16 protein-coding genes are annotated in these 15803 nt (G+C 71.7%); 3 read left to right on the plus strand and 13 right to left on the minus strand.

Annotation, left to right across the window (positions count from 1 at the left end):
- Positions 1 to 254 precede the first annotated feature (254 nt).
- From ABD324_RS13900 to ABD324_RS13925, 6 genes are all read right to left on the minus strand, one after another.
- A complete protein-coding gene (locus ABD324_RS13900) occupies positions 255 to 608 on the minus strand; it encodes a GNAT family N-acetyltransferase (RefSeq protein WP_344416417.1) in 354 nt (117 codons plus the stop codon).
- Positions 609 to 825: 217 nt separating this feature from the next.
- Positions 826 to 1236 (minus strand): nucleoside-diphosphate kinase, encoded by a 411-nt coding sequence (gene ndk, locus ABD324_RS13905; protein ID WP_344416419.1) that lies wholly within the window; start codon positions 1234 to 1236, stop codon positions 826 to 828.
- A gap of 26 nt (positions 1237 to 1262) precedes the next feature.
- Entirely contained in the window at positions 1263 to 1652 is a 390-nt protein-coding gene (locus ABD324_RS13910; RefSeq protein ID WP_344416421.1) for a DUF4233 domain-containing protein, read from the minus strand.
- A gap of 156 nt (positions 1653 to 1808) precedes the next feature.
- Positions 1809 to 3398, minus strand: coding sequence for a bifunctional folylpolyglutamate synthase/dihydrofolate synthase (locus ABD324_RS13915; protein ID WP_344416423.1), 1590 nt, complete (start codon positions 3396 to 3398; stop codon positions 1809 to 1811).
- Positions 3395 to 6031 carry a valine--tRNA ligase gene (locus tag ABD324_RS13920; RefSeq protein ID WP_344416425.1) on the minus strand — a complete coding sequence of 879 codons (2637 nt, stop codon included), beginning with the start codon at positions 6029 to 6031 and terminating at the stop codon, positions 3395 to 3397. The genes ABD324_RS13915 and ABD324_RS13920 overlap by 4 nt, the downstream gene beginning before the upstream one ends.
- Positions 6032 to 6076: 45 nt before the next feature.
- Complete coding sequence (locus ABD324_RS13925) at positions 6077 to 6769, minus strand: hypothetical protein (protein WP_344416427.1); 693 nt, start codon at positions 6767 to 6769, stop codon at positions 6077 to 6079.
- A 66-nt stretch (positions 6770 to 6835) separates the two neighbouring features.
- Here ABD324_RS13925 and ABD324_RS13930 point away from each other — a divergent pair, with 66 nt between their 5' ends.
- Together ABD324_RS13930 and ABD324_RS13935 are read left to right on the plus strand one after the other, a co-directional pair.
- On the plus strand, positions 6836 to 7273 hold the full coding sequence (locus ABD324_RS13930; protein ID WP_344416429.1) for a PPOX class F420-dependent oxidoreductase: 438 nt from the start codon (positions 6836 to 6838) through the stop codon (positions 7271 to 7273).
- 70 nt (positions 7274 to 7343) lie between these two features.
- A complete protein-coding gene (locus ABD324_RS13935) occupies positions 7344 to 7691 on the plus strand; it encodes a hypothetical protein (RefSeq protein ID WP_425565851.1) in 348 nt (115 codons plus the stop codon).
- A 248-nt stretch (positions 7692 to 7939) separates the two neighbouring features.
- Here ABD324_RS13935 and ABD324_RS13940 read toward each other — a convergent pair whose 3' ends face one another.
- From ABD324_RS13940 to ABD324_RS13950, 3 genes are read right to left on the minus strand one after another with little or no spacing between them, the layout of a single operon-like run.
- On the minus strand, positions 7940 to 8242 hold the full coding sequence (locus ABD324_RS13940) for a DUF6457 domain-containing protein (protein ID WP_344416431.1): 303 nt from the start codon (positions 8240 to 8242) through the stop codon (positions 7940 to 7942).
- A 22-nt stretch (positions 8243 to 8264) separates the two neighbouring features.
- Entirely contained in the window at positions 8265 to 8510 is a 246-nt protein-coding gene (locus ABD324_RS13945) for an MFS transporter small subunit (RefSeq protein ID WP_344416434.1), read from the minus strand.
- On the minus strand, positions 8507 to 9862 hold the full coding sequence (locus ABD324_RS13950) for an OFA family MFS transporter (protein WP_344416436.1): 1356 nt from the start codon (positions 9860 to 9862) through the stop codon (positions 8507 to 8509). The genes ABD324_RS13945 and ABD324_RS13950 overlap by 4 nt, the downstream gene beginning before the upstream one ends.
- A 95-nt stretch (positions 9863 to 9957) precedes the next feature.
- On the opposite strand from ABD324_RS13950, the gene ABD324_RS13955 reads away from it, so the two are divergent.
- A complete protein-coding gene (locus tag ABD324_RS13955) occupies positions 9958 to 11139 on the plus strand; it encodes a CaiB/BaiF CoA transferase family protein (protein WP_344416438.1) in 1182 nt (393 codons plus the stop codon).
- 224 nt (positions 11140 to 11363) lie between these two features.
- Here ABD324_RS13955 and clpX read toward each other — a convergent pair whose 3' ends face one another.
- The 4 genes from clpX to tig form a co-directional block, all read right to left on the minus strand.
- Complete coding sequence (clpX, locus tag ABD324_RS13960) at positions 11364 to 12641, minus strand: ATP-dependent Clp protease ATP-binding subunit ClpX (RefSeq protein WP_344416441.1); 1278 nt, start codon at positions 12639 to 12641, stop codon at positions 11364 to 11366.
- A gap of 197 nt (positions 12642 to 12838) precedes the next feature.
- A complete protein-coding gene (locus tag ABD324_RS13965; protein WP_344416726.1) occupies positions 12839 to 13453 on the minus strand; it encodes an ATP-dependent Clp protease proteolytic subunit in 615 nt (204 codons plus the stop codon).
- Between the two features lie 14 nt (positions 13454 to 13467).
- Complete coding sequence (locus ABD324_RS13970; protein WP_344416729.1) at positions 13468 to 14070, minus strand: ClpP family protease; 603 nt, start codon at positions 14068 to 14070, stop codon at positions 13468 to 13470.
- A 220-nt stretch (positions 14071 to 14290) separates the two neighbouring features.
- The gene (gene tig / locus ABD324_RS13975; protein WP_344416443.1) at positions 14291 to 15754 is read right to left on the minus strand and encodes a trigger factor; all 1464 of its coding nucleotides are present in this window, start codon (positions 15752 to 15754) and stop codon (positions 14291 to 14293) included.
- Positions 15755 to 15803: the final 49 nt, after the last annotated feature.

Consider the following 15803-nt stretch of genomic DNA (forward strand, 5'->3'; position numbering starts at 1 on the left):
CACCCACCACCGTCGATCACCAGCCCACCAACAACGGACCGGCTACGCCAGCCTCACAGTCAGCGAAGGAGGAGCTCCTCGAGACGGCGCGAGGTGCAGCCCTTCGCGGGTGGACCAGCCCGTACCGCCCACCACGAGGCCCACGATCGCCGTTCGGGTGCGCTCGCGCAGGTCCGACCTGACTGGCCGCACCCGAACGGCGATCACGTCGCCGCTGATCGTCTCGGCCGTCGACCGGCCGGAGGCGCCGCGGCTCAGAGCTCGAGCTGGAACCAGTGCTCGTCGCGGACGTCGCCGGGGCCGACCCGCAGGGCGCGGGGGAAGCGGCCGACCTCGGTCCAGCCGAGGTGCCGGTAGAGCTCCGGGAGGCCGGTGCCGCCCCGGGCGGACAGGATCAGCTGCTCCAGGCCCAGGGATCGGGCCCGGTCGCCGGCCGCGGAGAGCAGGCGCGCGCCGAAGCCCTCGCCCTGCCGGTCCGGATGGACCATCAACCGCAGCACCGTGGCCCGGTGGGCCACCACCGGACCCACGCCCGGCTGCAGGAACACGACGCCGGCGAGCGCCTCGCCGACCCTCGCGAGGCCGCCCGCCGAGGCGATGGCGACCATGTGCAGCGTGCCCGCCCGGACCTGCCCATCGTGGACGCGGCCAGCGCCGCGATGTCGGCCGCCGGGGCGTCGGGCGAGAAACCGACCGCCCCACCGGCCCGGGTGACCGCCAGCCACAACCCGGCCAGCGCCTCCTCGAGCCCGAGCGGCTCGGTCACCAGGACCGGCCCGTCGGACGCCGGCCGGGCCACGTCGGGCCCGGGCCGGCGCCCCTCGGTCACAGGTTCGGGAACCAGAGCTTGATCTCGCGGGCCGACGACTCCGGCGAGTCCGAGCCGTGGACCAGGTTGTTCTGGGTCTCCAGGCCGAAGTCGCCGCGGATGCTGCCCGGGGCGGCCTTCTCGACCGGGTCCGTGCCGCCGGCGATCTGCCGCCACGCGGCGATGGCCCGCGGCCCCTCGGCGACGGCGGCGAGCACCGGCCCCGAGGTGATGAACTCGAGCAGGGACTCGAAGAAGGGCTTGCCGTCGTGCTCCGCGTAGTGCTGGGCGGCGAGCTCGCGGTCCACCGTGCGCAGCTCGAGCGCCACGAGCTTCAGGCCCTTGCGCTCGACGCGCGCCAGGCACTCCCCGATCAGGTTGCGGGCGACGCCGTCCGGCTTGACAAGGACGAGGGTGCGTTCAGTCACGCGACGGAGCGTAGCGACCGACCCGCTCAACCCTGCTGGGAGGGCAGCTCCCCCCGGGCCATCCGGCCCGCCACGTCCTGACGCATCCACAGCAGCGTGCCCCAGACGACGACGAAGATCACCCCGACGACCAGCAGCGACACGTGGAAGAACCCGCACGCCAGCAACCCGGCCTGCAGGACCAGCGCGAACCCCAGCCCCCACGGCCGCCGCTGCACCCCGGACCCCAGGATCATCAGCACCGCCAGCACGGCCACGCAGGTGATCCCGACCGGCCCGAGCGAGCCCTGGGTGAACTTCCCGACGACCAGCAGCGCCAGCAGCACCACGATCGCTTCGAGGACCAACACCCCCGCGGCGATCCCCCGGAACCCCTTCATCGGGTCCGTGGCCGGCGGCGGCACCGGGGCGCTCACGCCGGCACCCCACACACCGTCGCCAGGCTCACGCCGGCACCCCACACACCGTCGCCAGGCTCACGCCGGCACTCCACTCACGGTCGCCAGGCTCACGCCGGCACTCCACTCACGGTCGCCAGGCTCACGCCGGCACTCCACTCACGGTCGCCAGGCTCACGCCGGCTCCTTCCCGAAGATGGTGCGGGTCTCCCCCGCCGTCACCACCGAACCGGTGACGATCACGCCGACGCCCGAGTCCCCGCCCTCCTCGGCCAGCTCCACCGCCTGCCCGATCGCGGCCTCCAGGTTCGGCTCGACGCTGACCCGGTCCCGACCGAACACCGCGACGGCCAGCTCGCCCAGCTCGTCCGGGTCCATCGCCCGCGGCGACGCGTTCCGGGTGATCACGACCTCGTGCACGGCCGGCTCGATGGCCTCCAGCAGGCCCTTCGCGTCCTTGTCCTTCATCACGCCGACGACCGCGACGAGCCGGGCGAACCGGAACTCCGACATCAGCGCGGCCGCGAGCGCCCGGGCGCCGTGCGGGTTGTGCGCGGCGTCGATCAGCACGGTGGGCTGCCCCGGGCCCCCCGACATCGGCTCCAGGCGCCCGGGCGACTGCACGGACGCGAACGCCTGACGCACCGCCTCCGGATCCAGGGGCTGCGAGACCCCGGCCCCGACCAGCGCCTCGGCCGCCGCGAGCGCGATCGCCGCGTTGGACGCCTGGTGCTCGCCGTGCAGCGGCAGGAAGATCTCGTCGTAGACCCCCGAGAGGCCCTGCAACGACAGCCGCTGACCGCCCACGGCCAGCTCCCGCTCCCGCACCCCGAACTCGGCGCCCTCGCGCGCCACCTGGGCGCCGACCTCGGCACAGCGCTCGATCAGCACCTCGGCCACGGCCTTGTCCTGCGCCGCGAGCACCGCGACCGAGCCTGGCTTGATGATCCCGGCCTTCTCCCGGGCGATGCCGAGCACGTCCGTGCCCAGGAACTCCGCGTGGTCCAGCCCGATCGGGGTGATCACCGCGACCGTGGCGTCGACGACGTTCGTGGAGTCCCAGCGCCCGCCGATCCCCACCTCGACGATCCCGGCCTCGACCGGCGCATCGGCGAAGGCGGAGTAGCCCATCGCCGTGAGCACCTCGAACTTCGAGAGCCGGACGCCGTCCGCACCGGAGTTCTTGGCGTCGACCAGCTCGACGAAGGGCTCGACGTCCCGGTACGTCTCCACGTACTTCTCCGGGCTGATCGGCCGGTTGTCGATGTTGATCCGCTCCGTGGCCCGCTGCAGGTGCGGGCTCGTGTACCGGCCCGTGCGCAGCCCGATCTCGCTGAGCAGCGCGTCGACCATCCGGGACACGGACGTCTTGCCGTTCGTCCCGGTGATGTGCACGACCGGATAGCCGTTCTGGGGCTCCCCCAGCAGGTCGACCAGGGCCTGGATGCGATCCAGGGTGGGGTCGATGACCGTCTCGGGCCAGCGCCGGTCGAGCACCGCCTCGACGGCCAGGAACTCCGCATAGCCGGCCACGGTGGACTGCGCCGGCACGACGTCCGGCGTCTCGCCGCCGCGGATCTGGTCGAGGACGGCGGCGATCACCGCGTCCTCGGCCGACTCCTCCGGCGTGCGGACGCCGCCCTCGCCCTCGGGGAGCTCCTCGGGATGGTCCGGGAACTCGTCCGGGTACGCCCCGCGCTCGTCCTCGGCCGGCCGGGCGGGCTCGCGACCGGACTCCCGGTCGGACTCCCCGCGCCCGCTCATGACGCCGGGAGCGTGGCCAGCCGCCCGTTCACCCGCTCGATCTCGGCCTGCGCGGCCTCGCGCCGCGCCCGGATCCCGTCGACGACCTCGGCCGGCGCCTTCTCGGTGAACTTGGAGTTCCCGAGCTTCTTGTCGGCCTGGTCGAGCTCCTTCTGCGCCGCCGCGAGGTCACGCCCCAGGCGGGCCCGCTCGGCGGCGACGTCGATCGCCCCCGAGGTGTCGAGCTCGACGTGGATCGTGCCCTTCCCGCTCGCGACCTCGACGGTCGCGGTGGGCGCGAAATCCTCCCCGGCCGGGTCGAGCCGGGTCAGGAACCGGACCGCCCGCTCGTGCGCGGTGAGCCCCGCCGCGTCCAGCCCGACCAGCCGCGCCTCGACCGACCTGCGGTCCGGCAGTCCCTGCTCGGTGCGGAAGCGGCGGACCTCGGTGATCAGCTTCTGCGCCGCCTCGACCCGCGCGACCGCGGCCGCGTCGACCGGGAGCCCGGCGTCGGTCGGCCAGGCGGCGGTCACGACGGTCTCCCCGCCGGTCAGCGCGGTCCACAGCGCCTCGGTGACGAACGGGGTGATCGGGTGCAGCAGCCGCAGCAACGCGTCGAGCACGTGGCCCAGGACCGCGCGGGTGCCGTCGGCCGTGGCCGGGTCGTCGAACTGCGGCTTGGCCAGCTCCAGGTACCAGTCGCACAGCTCGTCCCACGTGAAGTGGTAGAGCCCCTCGGTGGCCTTGGCGAACTGGAAGTCCTCCAGCAGCGCGTCCGTCTGCTCGCGGACCTCGCGCAGCCGGCCGAGGATCCAGCGGTCGGCGTCGGTGGGCTCCGCGGGCAGCGGCAGCCCCGCCGACGCCCCGTTGGCGATCGCGAACCGGGTGGCGTTCCACAGCTTGGTGGTGAAGTTCCGCGAGCCCGCGACCCACTCGTGCGAGAGCGACATGTCCGTGCCCGGGTTCGACCCGCGCGCGATGGTGAAGCGCAGCGCGTCGGCCCCGTAGGCGTCGATCAGCTCGAGCGGGTCGATGACGTTGCCCTTGGACTTCGACATCTTCTTGCCGTGCTCGTCCCGGATCAGGCCGTGCAGGTAGACGTCGGAGAAGGGCGTCCGTCCCATCGCGTACGTCCCGAACATCATCATCCGGACGACCCAGAAGAAGAGGATGTCGTAGCCCGTGACCAGCACGGCGTTCGGGTAGTAGCGCTCGAGGTCCGGCGTCTTGTCCGGCCAGCCGAGGGTGGAGAACGGCCAGAGGCCCGAGGAGAACCAGGTGTCGAGGACGTCCTCGTCCTGGCGCCAGCCCTCGCCGCTCGGCGGCTGCTCGTCCGGCCCGACGCAGACCATCTCGCCCTCGGGGCCGTACCAGACCGGGATCCGGTGGCCCCACCACAGCTGCCGCGAGATGCACCAGTCGTGCATGTTGTCGACCCAGTCGAAGAACCGGGACGACATCTCGGCCGGGTGGATCGTCGTGTCCCCGTTGCGGACCGCGTCCCCGGAGGCCTTGGCCAGCGACTCGACCTTGACCCACCACTGCAGCGACAGCCGCGGCTCGATGATCCCGCCGTTGCGCGAGTCGTGCCCGACGGAGTGCAGGTAGGGGCGCTTCTCCGCGACGATCCGGCCGTCGGCGCGCAGCGCCTCGGTGATCGCGGTCCGCGCCTCGAAGCGGTCCAGCCCGTCGAACTCCGTGCCCGAGTTCGCGATGACCCCGGCCTCGTCCATGATCGTGGGCATGGGCAGGTCGTGGCGGCGGCCCATCTCGAAGTCGTTCGGGTCGTGCGCCGGGGTGATCTTGACGGCGCCGGTGCCGAACGCCGGATCGACGTACGGGTCCGCGATGACCGGGATGTCCCGGCCGGTGATCGGCATCCGGATGGTGCGCCCGACCAGGTGCGCGTAGCGCTCGTCGTCCGGGTGGACGGCGACCGCGGTGTCCCCGAGCATCGTCTCGACCCGGGTGGTCGCGACGACGACGGAGTCCTCCCCGTCCCCGTACCGCATGGAGACGAGCTCGCCCTCGATCTCCTTGTGGTCGACCTCGATGTCGGAGATGGCGCTCTGGACGGCCGGCGACCAGTTGACCAGGCGCTCGGCGCGGTAGATCAGCCCGTCGTCGAACATCTGCTTGAACACGGTCTGGACGGCGCGGGAGAGCCCCTCGTCGAGTGTGAAGCGCTCGCGGGACCAGTCGACACCGTCCCCGAGGCGGGTCATCTGCCCCAGGATCGCGCCGCCGGACTCGGCCTTCCAGTCCCAGACGCGCTGGACGAACGCCTCGCGCCCCAGGTCGCGGCGGGTGGGCCCGCCCGCCTCGGTGAGCTGCCGCTCGACGACGGCCTGGGTCGCGATCCCCGCGTGGTCCATGCCGGGCAGCCACAGCGCGTCGAACCCCTGCATGCGGCGGCGCCGCGTGAGGATGTCGATCAGCGTGTGGTCCATGGCGTGCCCGAGGTGCAGGCTGCCGGTGACGTTGGGCGGGGGGATGACGATGCAGTACGGGTCCTTGCCGGACTCCGGTGCCGCGGTGAAGTAGCCCTTGTCGACCCAGCCCTCGTACAGGGCACCCTCTACCTCCGCCGGGCTCCATTTCGACGGGAGCTCGGCTGAGCCCTTGACAGGGCGGGAAGGAAGGGTCTCGGTCACGCCGTCAAGTCTACGAGGGGGGTACGACAGCTTTTCGCGGGCCGCTCAGACCGGCAGGAACACCGCGTGGAGACGGTCGAAGCCCAGCACCGGCGCGAGGGCGCGGCGGCGGAGCAGGTCGGGCTCCAGGGCGCGCACGGTGCCGCTGGTGGGCTCGTAGACCCGCCAGGCCCCGTCGTCGGCGATCCGCAGGGCGAGGCAGTAGTGCCGCGGGACCAGCGTGCCGACCAGCAGCGGCACCGGGCGGCGGGCCGCCAGTGCGGCCTCGACCTGCCGGATCATGGCGTCGACGTCCGCGGGCACCGTGTCGTCGACGAACCGGATCCGGTAGCGGCCTGCGCCCGGCACGTACCGCGCCAACCAGCGGCGGAAACCCCACGGCGTCGTCCCCAGCGCCTTCGGCCAGAGCCGGTTGGTGCCGCGGTGGATCTCGCGCTGGCGGTCGTCGTAGCGGGCGGCGAACCCGCGGACCATGCCCGAGGCGTCCTTCTCACGGACCTCGAGCCGCTCCAGCTCGGCGGGGTCCGCCCAGGTCGCGAGCGCGAGCAGGACCGCGCTGCCACACGTGGTGCCGTCGACCTGGTCGAGCCGGGCGCCGGCGTGCCGCTGCTCCCCCAGCTCCTCGCCGACCAGTGGACGGCGGACGCCCGAGAGTGCCTGGACGGCGGCGGCGGGCGCCGGGACGGGCCGCGACACGAGCCGCTGGGCCGCCCTGCCGATCGCCGACACCGTGCGCACCGGCCCACCGTAGCCGTGGGACGGGCTCACCGGGGACTGTCGGTGACCGTCGCTACGGTGCGGCCCATGAGCACGGAACCCAGCCCCGCGATGACCCCCGCGGTCGTCGACTTCCTGAACCACGGCACCCGCACCGGGATCCTGGCCTGGACCGCCGCGGACGGTCGCCCACTGGCGGCACCCGTCTGGTTCCTGGTCGAGGACGGCACGATCGTGTTCAACACCGGTGCCGGCACCGCCAAGGGACGGGCGCTCGCCCGCGATCCCCGGGTCTGCCTGACCGTGGACGTCTCCACGCCGCCGTACGCGTTCGTGCAGGTCCAGGGCGTGGCCGAGACCGGCGAGGAGCCCGGCGAGCTGGTGCGCACCGCCACAGCGCTCGGCGGACGCTACATGGGCGCGGAGCGCGCCGAGGAGTACGGGCGGCGCAACGGCGTGCCCGGCGAGCTGGTCGTCCGCGTCCGCCCCACGAAGGTGATCGCGAACCTCGACGTCGCCGGCTGAGCGTGCGAGCAGGTGCAACCATCGGTAACGTTACCGCTGGTTACACCGCCGAGCGCGAGGGAGCGACGCGATGGACGCCACCCCGACCGAGCCCGGTCCCGATCCGCTGGAGATCTCCCCGACCGGCGTGCGCACCGACGACACCGAGATCCTCCCGGCTCTCGTCGTCCGCGCGATCGGCCATCGCGGCCGCCCGATCCCCGGCCGCCCCTTCGACGAGTCCACCGGCACCGTCCCGAACACCGCAGGCCGGGTCGCCCCCGACACCTATGTCGTCGGCTGGATCAAGCGCGGCTCCACGGGCGGGATCGGCGCCAACCGCACCGACGCCGCCGAGACGGTGGGCTCCCTGATCGTGGACGCCTCGACGGGCGCCCTCACGCCGCGCCGCCGCAAGCGCATCCTGCTCCGCCGCTGACCATCAGCACCTCAGCGCAGTCACGCCGCCGCCCTACATGATCATCAGGACACCAGCGCGAATTTTCCATGATCGTTCAGCACTGACGTCCTCCTGATCACCCACGGTGGTGATCAGCAGGACATCGCGCGCGCGGCGGGAGCTGAGAGGTCCTGATGATCACGGTAGGGCGCGGGGCGCACGGGGCGGGGTGCGGGCCGGGGGGCGGGGGCAGGCCCCGGGGGGCGGGGAAGCAGGGCGGGGGGAACTCAGGCCCGCTGGGACTGGTCGTTGCTCGCCACGCCCCGCTCGGTGTCCGCGCCCCAGCCCTCCGCCAGGGCGGAGATCTTCTGCGCGAAGTCCGCCGCCGCGACCTGAGGCTCCTCCGCCCGCCCCGCCGCCATCCCGATCAGGAACGCGGTCACCGGCGCCGCCGGGCGGCTGACGCCGTGGGCCACGTCCGAGGTCAGGTCCAGGACCGTGTCGACGATCCGGTCCCCCGACTCGTCGATCCCCAGCTCCCGGGAGACGGCGGTGATCCACTCGGCCATTGCTCTCGCGTCGTCACTCACGACGGAAAGGTACCCACTCGGGTCAGAACAACGCGGGGATCTTGAGGAGCAGCGCGATCAGCCCGTACAGGAAGGGCGCCGCCACCCACACCCACGCGAGGACGACGAGCGCCACCGGCGCCCGGCCCGTCCGGTCCGGAGCATGACCCACCGACGACCCACCCGCCCGCTCACGCCCCACCGACGCCCCACCCGCCCGCTCACGCCCCACCGACGCCCCACCCGTCCGCTCACGCCCCGCCGATGATTCGCTCGCCCGCTCGCTCATGCCGACACCTCCTGCCGGTCCACGGCCGGCTCGTGCCACGTCGACGCCACCGGCTTCACCAGCTCGTTCGCCACGAACCCGAGCGCCAGCAGCACGATCATGATCACGAAGGCCGGGGTGTACCTCGCGGGCCCGGCGACGTCCGAGCGCGCGTCCGCGATCGCGTTGACGATGATCGGCCCGAGCACACCCGCCGTGGACCAGGCCGTGAGCAGCCGGCCGTGGATCGCGCCGACCTGGTAGGTGCCGAAGAGGTCGCGCAGGTAGGCCGGGATCGTGGCGAACCCGGCACCGTAGAACGACAGGATCAGCATGGTGCACAGCAGGAACACGACCTTGTTGCCCTCGCCGACGAACGTCAGCACGACGTAGAGCAGCGCGCCGAGGCCGAGGTAGAGCCGGTAGATGTTCTTGCGCCCGATCACGTCCGACAGCGACGACCACACGACCCGGCCCAGCATGTTGGCCAGCGACAGGATCGACACGAACGCCGTCGCGGCGGCCGTGATCTGCGCTGCCGGGGCGGTGCCCTTGAAGAAGTCCTGGTAGATCGGGTTCGCCCGCTCGAGGATGCCGATGCCCGCGGTCACGTTGAAGCACAACACGATCCACAGCAGCCAGAACTGCGGCGTCCTGATCGCGTTGGCCGCCGAGACGCTCGCGGTGGACACCAGCGCCCTCGCCTTCTGCACGGCAGGGTCCCAGCCCGCCGGCTTCCACCCGTCCGCCGGTACGCGGATCAGCAGCCAGCCCATCGTCATGAACACCGCGTACACGACGCCGTGGACGAGGAAGGCGAGCGCGATCCCGTTCCGGTCGGCGCCGAACGAGGCGAGCATCGCCGCCGTCCACGGGTTCGCGATCAGGGCGCCGCCGCCGAACCCCATGATCGCGATGCCGGTGGAGAGGCCCGGGCGGTCCGGGAACCACTTGATGAGCGTGGAGACGGGCGAGATGTAGCCGATGCCCAGCCCGATCCCGCCGACCCCGCCGTACCCGAGCACGACCAGCCAGTACCAGCCGATCCACACACCGAACGCCGAGATCAGGAAGCCGGCCACGAAGCACGCGGAGGCCACCGCCATCGCCCACCGCGGGCCCCGGGCGTCGACCCGGGTGCCGAACACCGCGGCCGAGAGCCCGAGCATCACGATGCCGAGGGTGAACGGCAGCGCGGAACCCACGCCGCCGATGCCCATCGCCTTCTCGAGTGCGGGCTTGAACGCGCTCCACGCGTAGACCTGCCCGATGGCCAGGTGGATCGACAGCGCGGCCGGTGGGACCAGCCAGCGGCTCCATCCCGGGGGCGCGACGATCCGCTCCCGTGCCCAGAATCCCGCGAATCCCGACATCGCGCACCTCCCGTGACGACCCGGGCGAACGGTAGGTCGGGGTGGTTGCGCCGGCAAATCGTGGCGGGTCACGGGGCGTGTGATGGAGTGACCGCGTGAGCGCACCCCTTTCCGGCATCCGCGTGGTGACCTTCGACCACGCCGTGTCCGTGCCCTACGCCGGGCGCCTGCTGGCCGATCTCGGCGCCGACGTGGTCAAGGTGGAACGGCCGGGTGCCGGCGACTTCGCCCGGGGCTACGACGGTGCGTGCGGGGACGTGTCCTCGTACTTCGCGTGGATCAACCGCGGCAAGCGGTCCGTGGTGCTGGACCTCAAGGCGGCCGACGGCCTGGCCGCGGCGCACCGGCTCGTCGACACCGCCGACGTCGTGCTCGCCAACCTCGGCCCCGGGGCCACCGCCCGGCTCGGTCTCGACGGCGACTCGCTGCGCGGGCGCCGGCCGGAGCTGATCACCTGCGAGCTCAGCGGGTACGGCGAGAGCGACCCGGCCGGGCCGTTCTCGGGCCGCAAGGCGTACGACGCGCTGATGCAGTCCGAGGCGGGCCTCCTGGAGCTGACCGGCGACGGCCCGGTGACGGCGCGGGCCGGGATCTCCGTCGCCGACATCGCCGCCGGGGTGCAGGTGCAGGCCGCGGTGCTGGCCGCACTGTTCCACCGCGAGCGCACCGGCGAGGGCGCCACCCTGCGGATCACGCTGCTCGAGGCCCTCACCGAATGGATGCACCAGCCGATGCTCTACGCGCTCGGCACCGGCCGGCCGCCGACCCGCAGCGGCGGGCACCATCCGTCGATCGCGCCGTACGGCCCGTTCCCGTGCGCGGACGGCGCCGTCCACCTCGCGATCCAGAACGAGCGGGAGTGGCTGCGGCTCTGCACCACCGTCCTCGGCGACCCGACGATCGCGGTGGATCCGCGCTTCACCTCCGTGTCGCTGCGGGTGACGAACCGGGACGAGCTGCACGCGCTCATGCACACCCGCTTCGCCGCTCTCTCCCGGACGACGCTGGGCGCGCTGCTCGACGAGGCGGACATCGCCTGGTCGGCGGTGGGTCACGTCGCCGAGCTGCCGCAGCACCCCCAGCTCGTGGCCCGCGGCCGCTTCCACGAGGTCCCCGTCCCGGGCGGCACGACGGTCCCGATGGCGGACCCGCCCGTCGACTCCAGCGCCTGGCCGCCCCCGCGGGACGCCGAGGTCCCCACCCTGGGCGCCCACACCCGAGAGGTCCTCGAGGAGCTCGGCTACTCGGACCAGGAGATCGCCGCCCTCACCCCCTGACCGCACTATGGATCCATAACGCGCCACAGGACACCCCCTGACCGCGTTATGGATCCATAACGCGCCACAAGGGGCCACCTACGCGCGTTATGGATCCATAGTGCGCGGCCTGCGAGAGAACGCGCGGCCTGCGGAGCGAGCGCGCGGCCTACGAGCGAGCGCGCGGCCCGGAAAGGCGAACGCCCGCCTCCGGGAACCGGGGCGGGCGTTCGGCGACGAAGTGCTCAGGCGGAGCGTTCGCCCCGCTCCCGGCGCTGCGGGCGGCGGGGGACGATCGTCGGGTTGACGTTCTCCCGCACCGTGTCCCCGTCGACCACGACCTTGGCGACGTCGTCCCGGCTCGGGATGTCGTACATCACCGGGAGGAGGACCTCCTCCATGATCGCGCGGAGGCCACGGGCACCGGTGCCCCGCAGGATCGCCTGGTCCGCCACCGCCTCCATCGCGTCGTCGGTGAACTCGAGCTCCACGCCGTCCATCTCGAACAGCTTCTGGTACTGCTTGACCAGGGCGTTCCGCGGCTCGGTGAGGATCTTGACGAGCGCGTCCTTGTCGAGCGAGGTCACCGAGGCCACGACCGGGAGCCGGCCGATGAACTCGGGGATCAGCCCGAACTTGATGAGGTCCTCGGGCATGGTGTCCGCGAAGCTCTCGGAGTTGTCCAGGTCCGCCTTGCCGCGGATCTCCGCGCCGAAGCCCAGCCCGCGGCGTCCGACCCGGTCCGAGATGATCTTCTCGAGGCCCGCGAACGCACCTGCCACGATGAACAGCACGTTCGTCGTGTCGATCTGGATGAACTCCTGGTGCGGGTGCTTGCGCCCGCCCTGCGGCGGCACGCTCGCGGTGGTGCCCTCGAGGATCTTCAGCAGCGCCTGCTGCACACCCTCGCCGGACACGTCCCGGGTGATCGACGGGTTCTCCGACTTGCGGGCGATCTTGTCGACCTCGTCGATGTAGATGATCCCGGTCTCGGCCCGCTTGACGTCGTAGTCCGCCGCCTGGATGAGCTTGAGCAGGATGTTCTCGACGTCCTCGCCCACGTACCCGGCCTCGGTGAGGGCCGTGGCGTCCGCGATGGCGAAGGGGACGTTGAGCAGCTTCGCGAGGGTCTGCGCGAGGTAGGTCTTGCCGCACCCGGTGGGGCCGAGCATCAGGATGTTCGACTTCGCCAGCTCCACGCCGTCGCCGTCGCCCCGGTTGCGGTCACCCGCCTGGATGCGCTTGTAGTGGTTGTAGACGGCGACCGAGAGCGTCCGCTTCGTCTGGGCCTGCCCGACGACGTACTGGTCGAGGAACTCGTGGATCTCGGCGGGCTTGGGCAGCTCGTCGAGCTTCACGTCGCCGGTCTCGGCGAGCTCCTCCTCGATGATCTCGTTGCAGAGATCGATGCACTCGTCGCAGATGTAGACGCCAGGGCCGGCGATGAGCTTCTTGACCTGCTTCTGACTCTTCCCGCAGAACGAGCACTTGAGCAGGTCACCGCCGTCACCGATGCGTGCCATGAGTGCAGACCCCAGTCCCATTCCGGCGTGCCCGACCGGCACACCCATGTCGTGACGGTACCTGCCCGACGGCGGCCGCGGGGAGCATCTCGGCATCCCATTCGGTCGCGTGTCGGCAGACGGTCGAAATGCGTGCACCCCGCAATGCGGGGGCGGATGCCGTGGTCACCGGGAGGCCCGATGACCACGGCGGCGGATCAGCCGACGGCCGACAGCTTGCGGCTCTGGATGATCTCGTCCACGATCCCGTACTCCTTGGCCTCGGTGGCCGTGAGGATCCGGTCGCGCTCGATGTCGTCGTGCACCTGCTGGGCGGTCCGCCCGGTGTGGCTCGCGAGCGTGCTCTCCAGCAGCGACCGCATCCGGGTGATCTCCGCGGCCTGGATCTCCAGGTCGGACACCTGGCCGTAGAAGCCCTCGGTGGCCGGCTGGTGGATCAGGATGCGCGCGTTCTGCACCGCGAGGCGACGGCCGGGCGTACCGGCGGCGAGCAGCACGGCCGCGGCCGACGCCGCCTGCCCGAGGCAGACGGTCTGGATGTCGGGGCGGATGAACTGCATCGTGTCGTAGATGGCCATCAGCGAGGTGAAGGAGCCACCCGGCGAGTTGATGTACATCGAGATCTCGCGGTCGGGGTCCGCGGACTCCAGGCACAGCAGCTGCGCCATGACGTCGTTGGCCGACGCGTCGTCGATCTGCACGCCGAGGAAGATGATGCGCTCCTCGAACAGCTTGTTGTACGGGTTGGACTCCTTGACCCCGTACGAGGTGCGCTCCACGAAGGACGGGAGCACGTACCGCGACTGCGGCATCTGGAAACCGTTGCTCACGACGAGCTCCCGTTCTCACTCGGCCGCGGGAGGTCGCCCGCCCGCGAGACGACCTGGTCCACGAAGCCGTACTCCAGTGCCTCCTGCGCGGAGAACCAGCGGTCCCGGTCGAAGTCCTGGGTGATCCGCTCGACGGTCTGGCCGGTGTGCCCGGCGATCAGCGCCGCCATCTCCTCCTTGTGGCGCTTGAACAGCTGCGCCTGGATGCGGATGTCGGACTCCGAACCACCGACGCCTGCCGACGGCTGGTGCATCAGGATCTGGGTGTGCGGCAGCGCCGAACGCTTACCGGGGGTGCCCGCCGAGAGCAGGAACTGCCCCATCGACGCGGCGAGCCCCATGGCCGTGGTGGCCACGTCGCACGGGATGAACTCCATCGTGTCGAAGATGGCCATGCCCGCGGTGACCGAGCCGCCCGGCGAGTTGATGTAGAGGTTGATGTCCGACTCGGGGTCCTCCGCGGCGAGCAGCAGCATCTGCGCGGCGATCCGGTTGGCGATCTCGTCGTCGACCTGCTGCCCGAGCACCACGATGCGCTGCTGCAGCAGCCGCTCGAACACCGAGTCCGACAGCGTCATGCTCGAAGGGCCCGAGCGCATCTGCAGCGCCTGGCGCTCCTTCAGGAGACGGTCCTGCTGACTCACTTCACCCTGCCTTCGCCCTAGCTCAACTCGGGGTCGTCCTGTGTCTGTGGTGTGTCTGTGCGGCCGACCCTACGCGGACGCGGGGGGCCGCGTCCGCGAACCGGGGGCGTGTTCGCCGACAGCGCACCCAACGTGTCGGCGCGCTGCCGGCGGACACCCGTCCGCGCAGGTCAGGTCACGCCTTGGCGGCGTCCGCGTCATTCTCGGCGGCCGTCTCGTCGGTGGAGTCGTCGGCCGTCTCGACGACGTCGCCCTCGACCACCTCGGGGGTCGCGGCGTCGGTCGCCCCGGCAGCGTCGTCAGCGTCGTCCTCGGAGCCGTCGCCGATCAGGTCGGAGAGGTCGACCTCGGCACCGGACGCGTCCGTGACCGTGGCCGCGCGGACGGCGACGATCAGCGCCTTGCTGCGCCGCACGTCCTGGTAGATCGCGCCGAGCTGGCCGGCCTGCTGGATCTGCTGGACGAACTGCTCGGGCGCCATGCCGTACTGCTGGGCCTGGTACATGATCCGCTCGGTGAGCTCCTGATCGCCGACCTGGATCTCCTCGGCGTCCGCGAGCGCGTCGAGCACGAGACGGGTCTTGACCGACTTCTCGGCCTCCTCCTTGGTCTCGGTGTCGAACTCCTCGCGGGTCTTGCCCTGCGACTCGAGGAACTTGTTGAACTCGTCGTCGCTGTGGTCGAAGGCGTGCACGGCGTCGTGGTGGCGGGACTCCACCTCCGCCTCGACGATCGACTCCGGCAGCGGCACCTCGGTGGCGTCGACGATCTGCTCGAGGATCTTGTCCCGGGCCTGCGTGACCTGCTCCATGCGGCGGACGCGGCCGAGCCGCTCCTTGAGGTCCGCGGTGAGCTCCTCGAGCGTGTCGAACTCCGACGCGAGCTGCGCGAACTCGTCGTCCGCGTCGGGGAGCTGGCGCTCCTTGACGGCGGTGACCTTGACGGTCACCTCGGCGTCGGAATCGGCGTACTCGCCCGCGACCAGCTTCGAGGTGAAGGTCTTCTCCTCGTCGGCCGACAGGCCGGTGATGGCCTCGTCGATGCCCTCGATCAGGCCGCCCTGGCCCACCTGGTACGAGAACCCGGTGGTCTGGGCCTCCTCGACCTCCTTGCCGTCGACCGTCGCGGAGAGGTCGATCTGCACGAAGTCGTCGGTGGCGGCGGGGCGCTCGACCCCGGTCAGCGTGCCGAAGCGGGCGCGCAGCTGGTCGAGCTGCTCGGTGACCTGCTCCTCGGTGACCTCGACGTCGTCGACGGTGACCGTCAGCCCGTCGAGCTCGGGGAGGGTGATCTCCGGCCGGACGTCGACCTCGGCGGTGAAGGCGACCTTGTCGCCGTCCGCCAGCTCGGTGACCTCGATGTCCGGACGGCCGATCGGCGACACGTTCTCGGCGGCCGACACGGCCTCCGAGTACTTGGCCGGGACCGCGCTGTTGAGCACCTCGTCGAGCACGACGCCGCGCCCGAGGCGCGCGTCGAGGATGCGGGCCGGCGCCTTGCCCGGGCGGAACCCGGGGATGCGGACCTGCTGGGCGATCTTCTTGTACGCGCGCTCGAAGTCGGGCTTGAGCTCGTCGAACGGCACCTCGACGGTGAGCTTGACGCGCGTCGGGCCGATGTGCTCGACGGTGCTCTTCACGGTGGAACTCCTCGGGACTGCTTGCTTCGGTGGGCCCTGACCGGCGCGG

The sequence above is a fragment of the Pseudonocardia ailaonensis genome (assembly GCF_039531635.1).
Taxonomy (GTDB): domain Bacteria; phylum Actinomycetota; class Actinomycetes; order Mycobacteriales; family Pseudonocardiaceae; genus Pseudonocardia; species Pseudonocardia ailaonensis.

Coding starts and splice junctions, on each gene's coding strand:
- ABD324_RS13935 (WP_425565851.1), top strand. CDS start 7,344: ATGGACGCCACCCCGACCGAGCCCGGTCCCGATCCGCTGGAGATCTCC.
- ABD324_RS13970 (WP_344416729.1), bottom strand. CDS start 14,070: ATGCGCTCGGGCCCTTCGAGCATGACGCTGTCGGACTCGGTGTTCGAG.
- ABD324_RS13965 (WP_344416726.1), bottom strand. CDS start 13,453: ATGCCGCAGTCGCGGTACGTGCTCCCGTCCTTCGTGGAGCGCACCTCG.
- ABD324_RS13915 (WP_344416423.1), bottom strand. CDS start 3,398: ATGAGCGGGCGCGGGGAGTCCGACCGGGAGTCCGGTCGCGAGCCCGCC.
- ABD324_RS13945 (WP_344416434.1), bottom strand. CDS start 8,510: ATGAGCGAGCGGGCGAGCGAATCATCGGCGGGGCGTGAGCGGACGGGT.
- ABD324_RS13950 (WP_344416436.1), bottom strand. CDS start 9,862: ATGTCGGGATTCGCGGGATTCTGGGCACGGGAGCGGATCGTCGCGCCC.
- ABD324_RS13930 (WP_344416429.1), top strand. CDS start 6,836: ATGAGCACGGAACCCAGCCCCGCGATGACCCCCGCGGTCGTCGACTTC.
- ABD324_RS13900 (WP_344416417.1), bottom strand. CDS start 608: ATGGTCGCCATCGCCTCGGCGGGCGGCCTCGCGAGGGTCGGCGAGGCG.
- clpX (WP_344416441.1), bottom strand. CDS start 12,641: ATGGCACGCATCGGTGACGGCGGTGACCTGCTCAAGTGCTCGTTCTGC.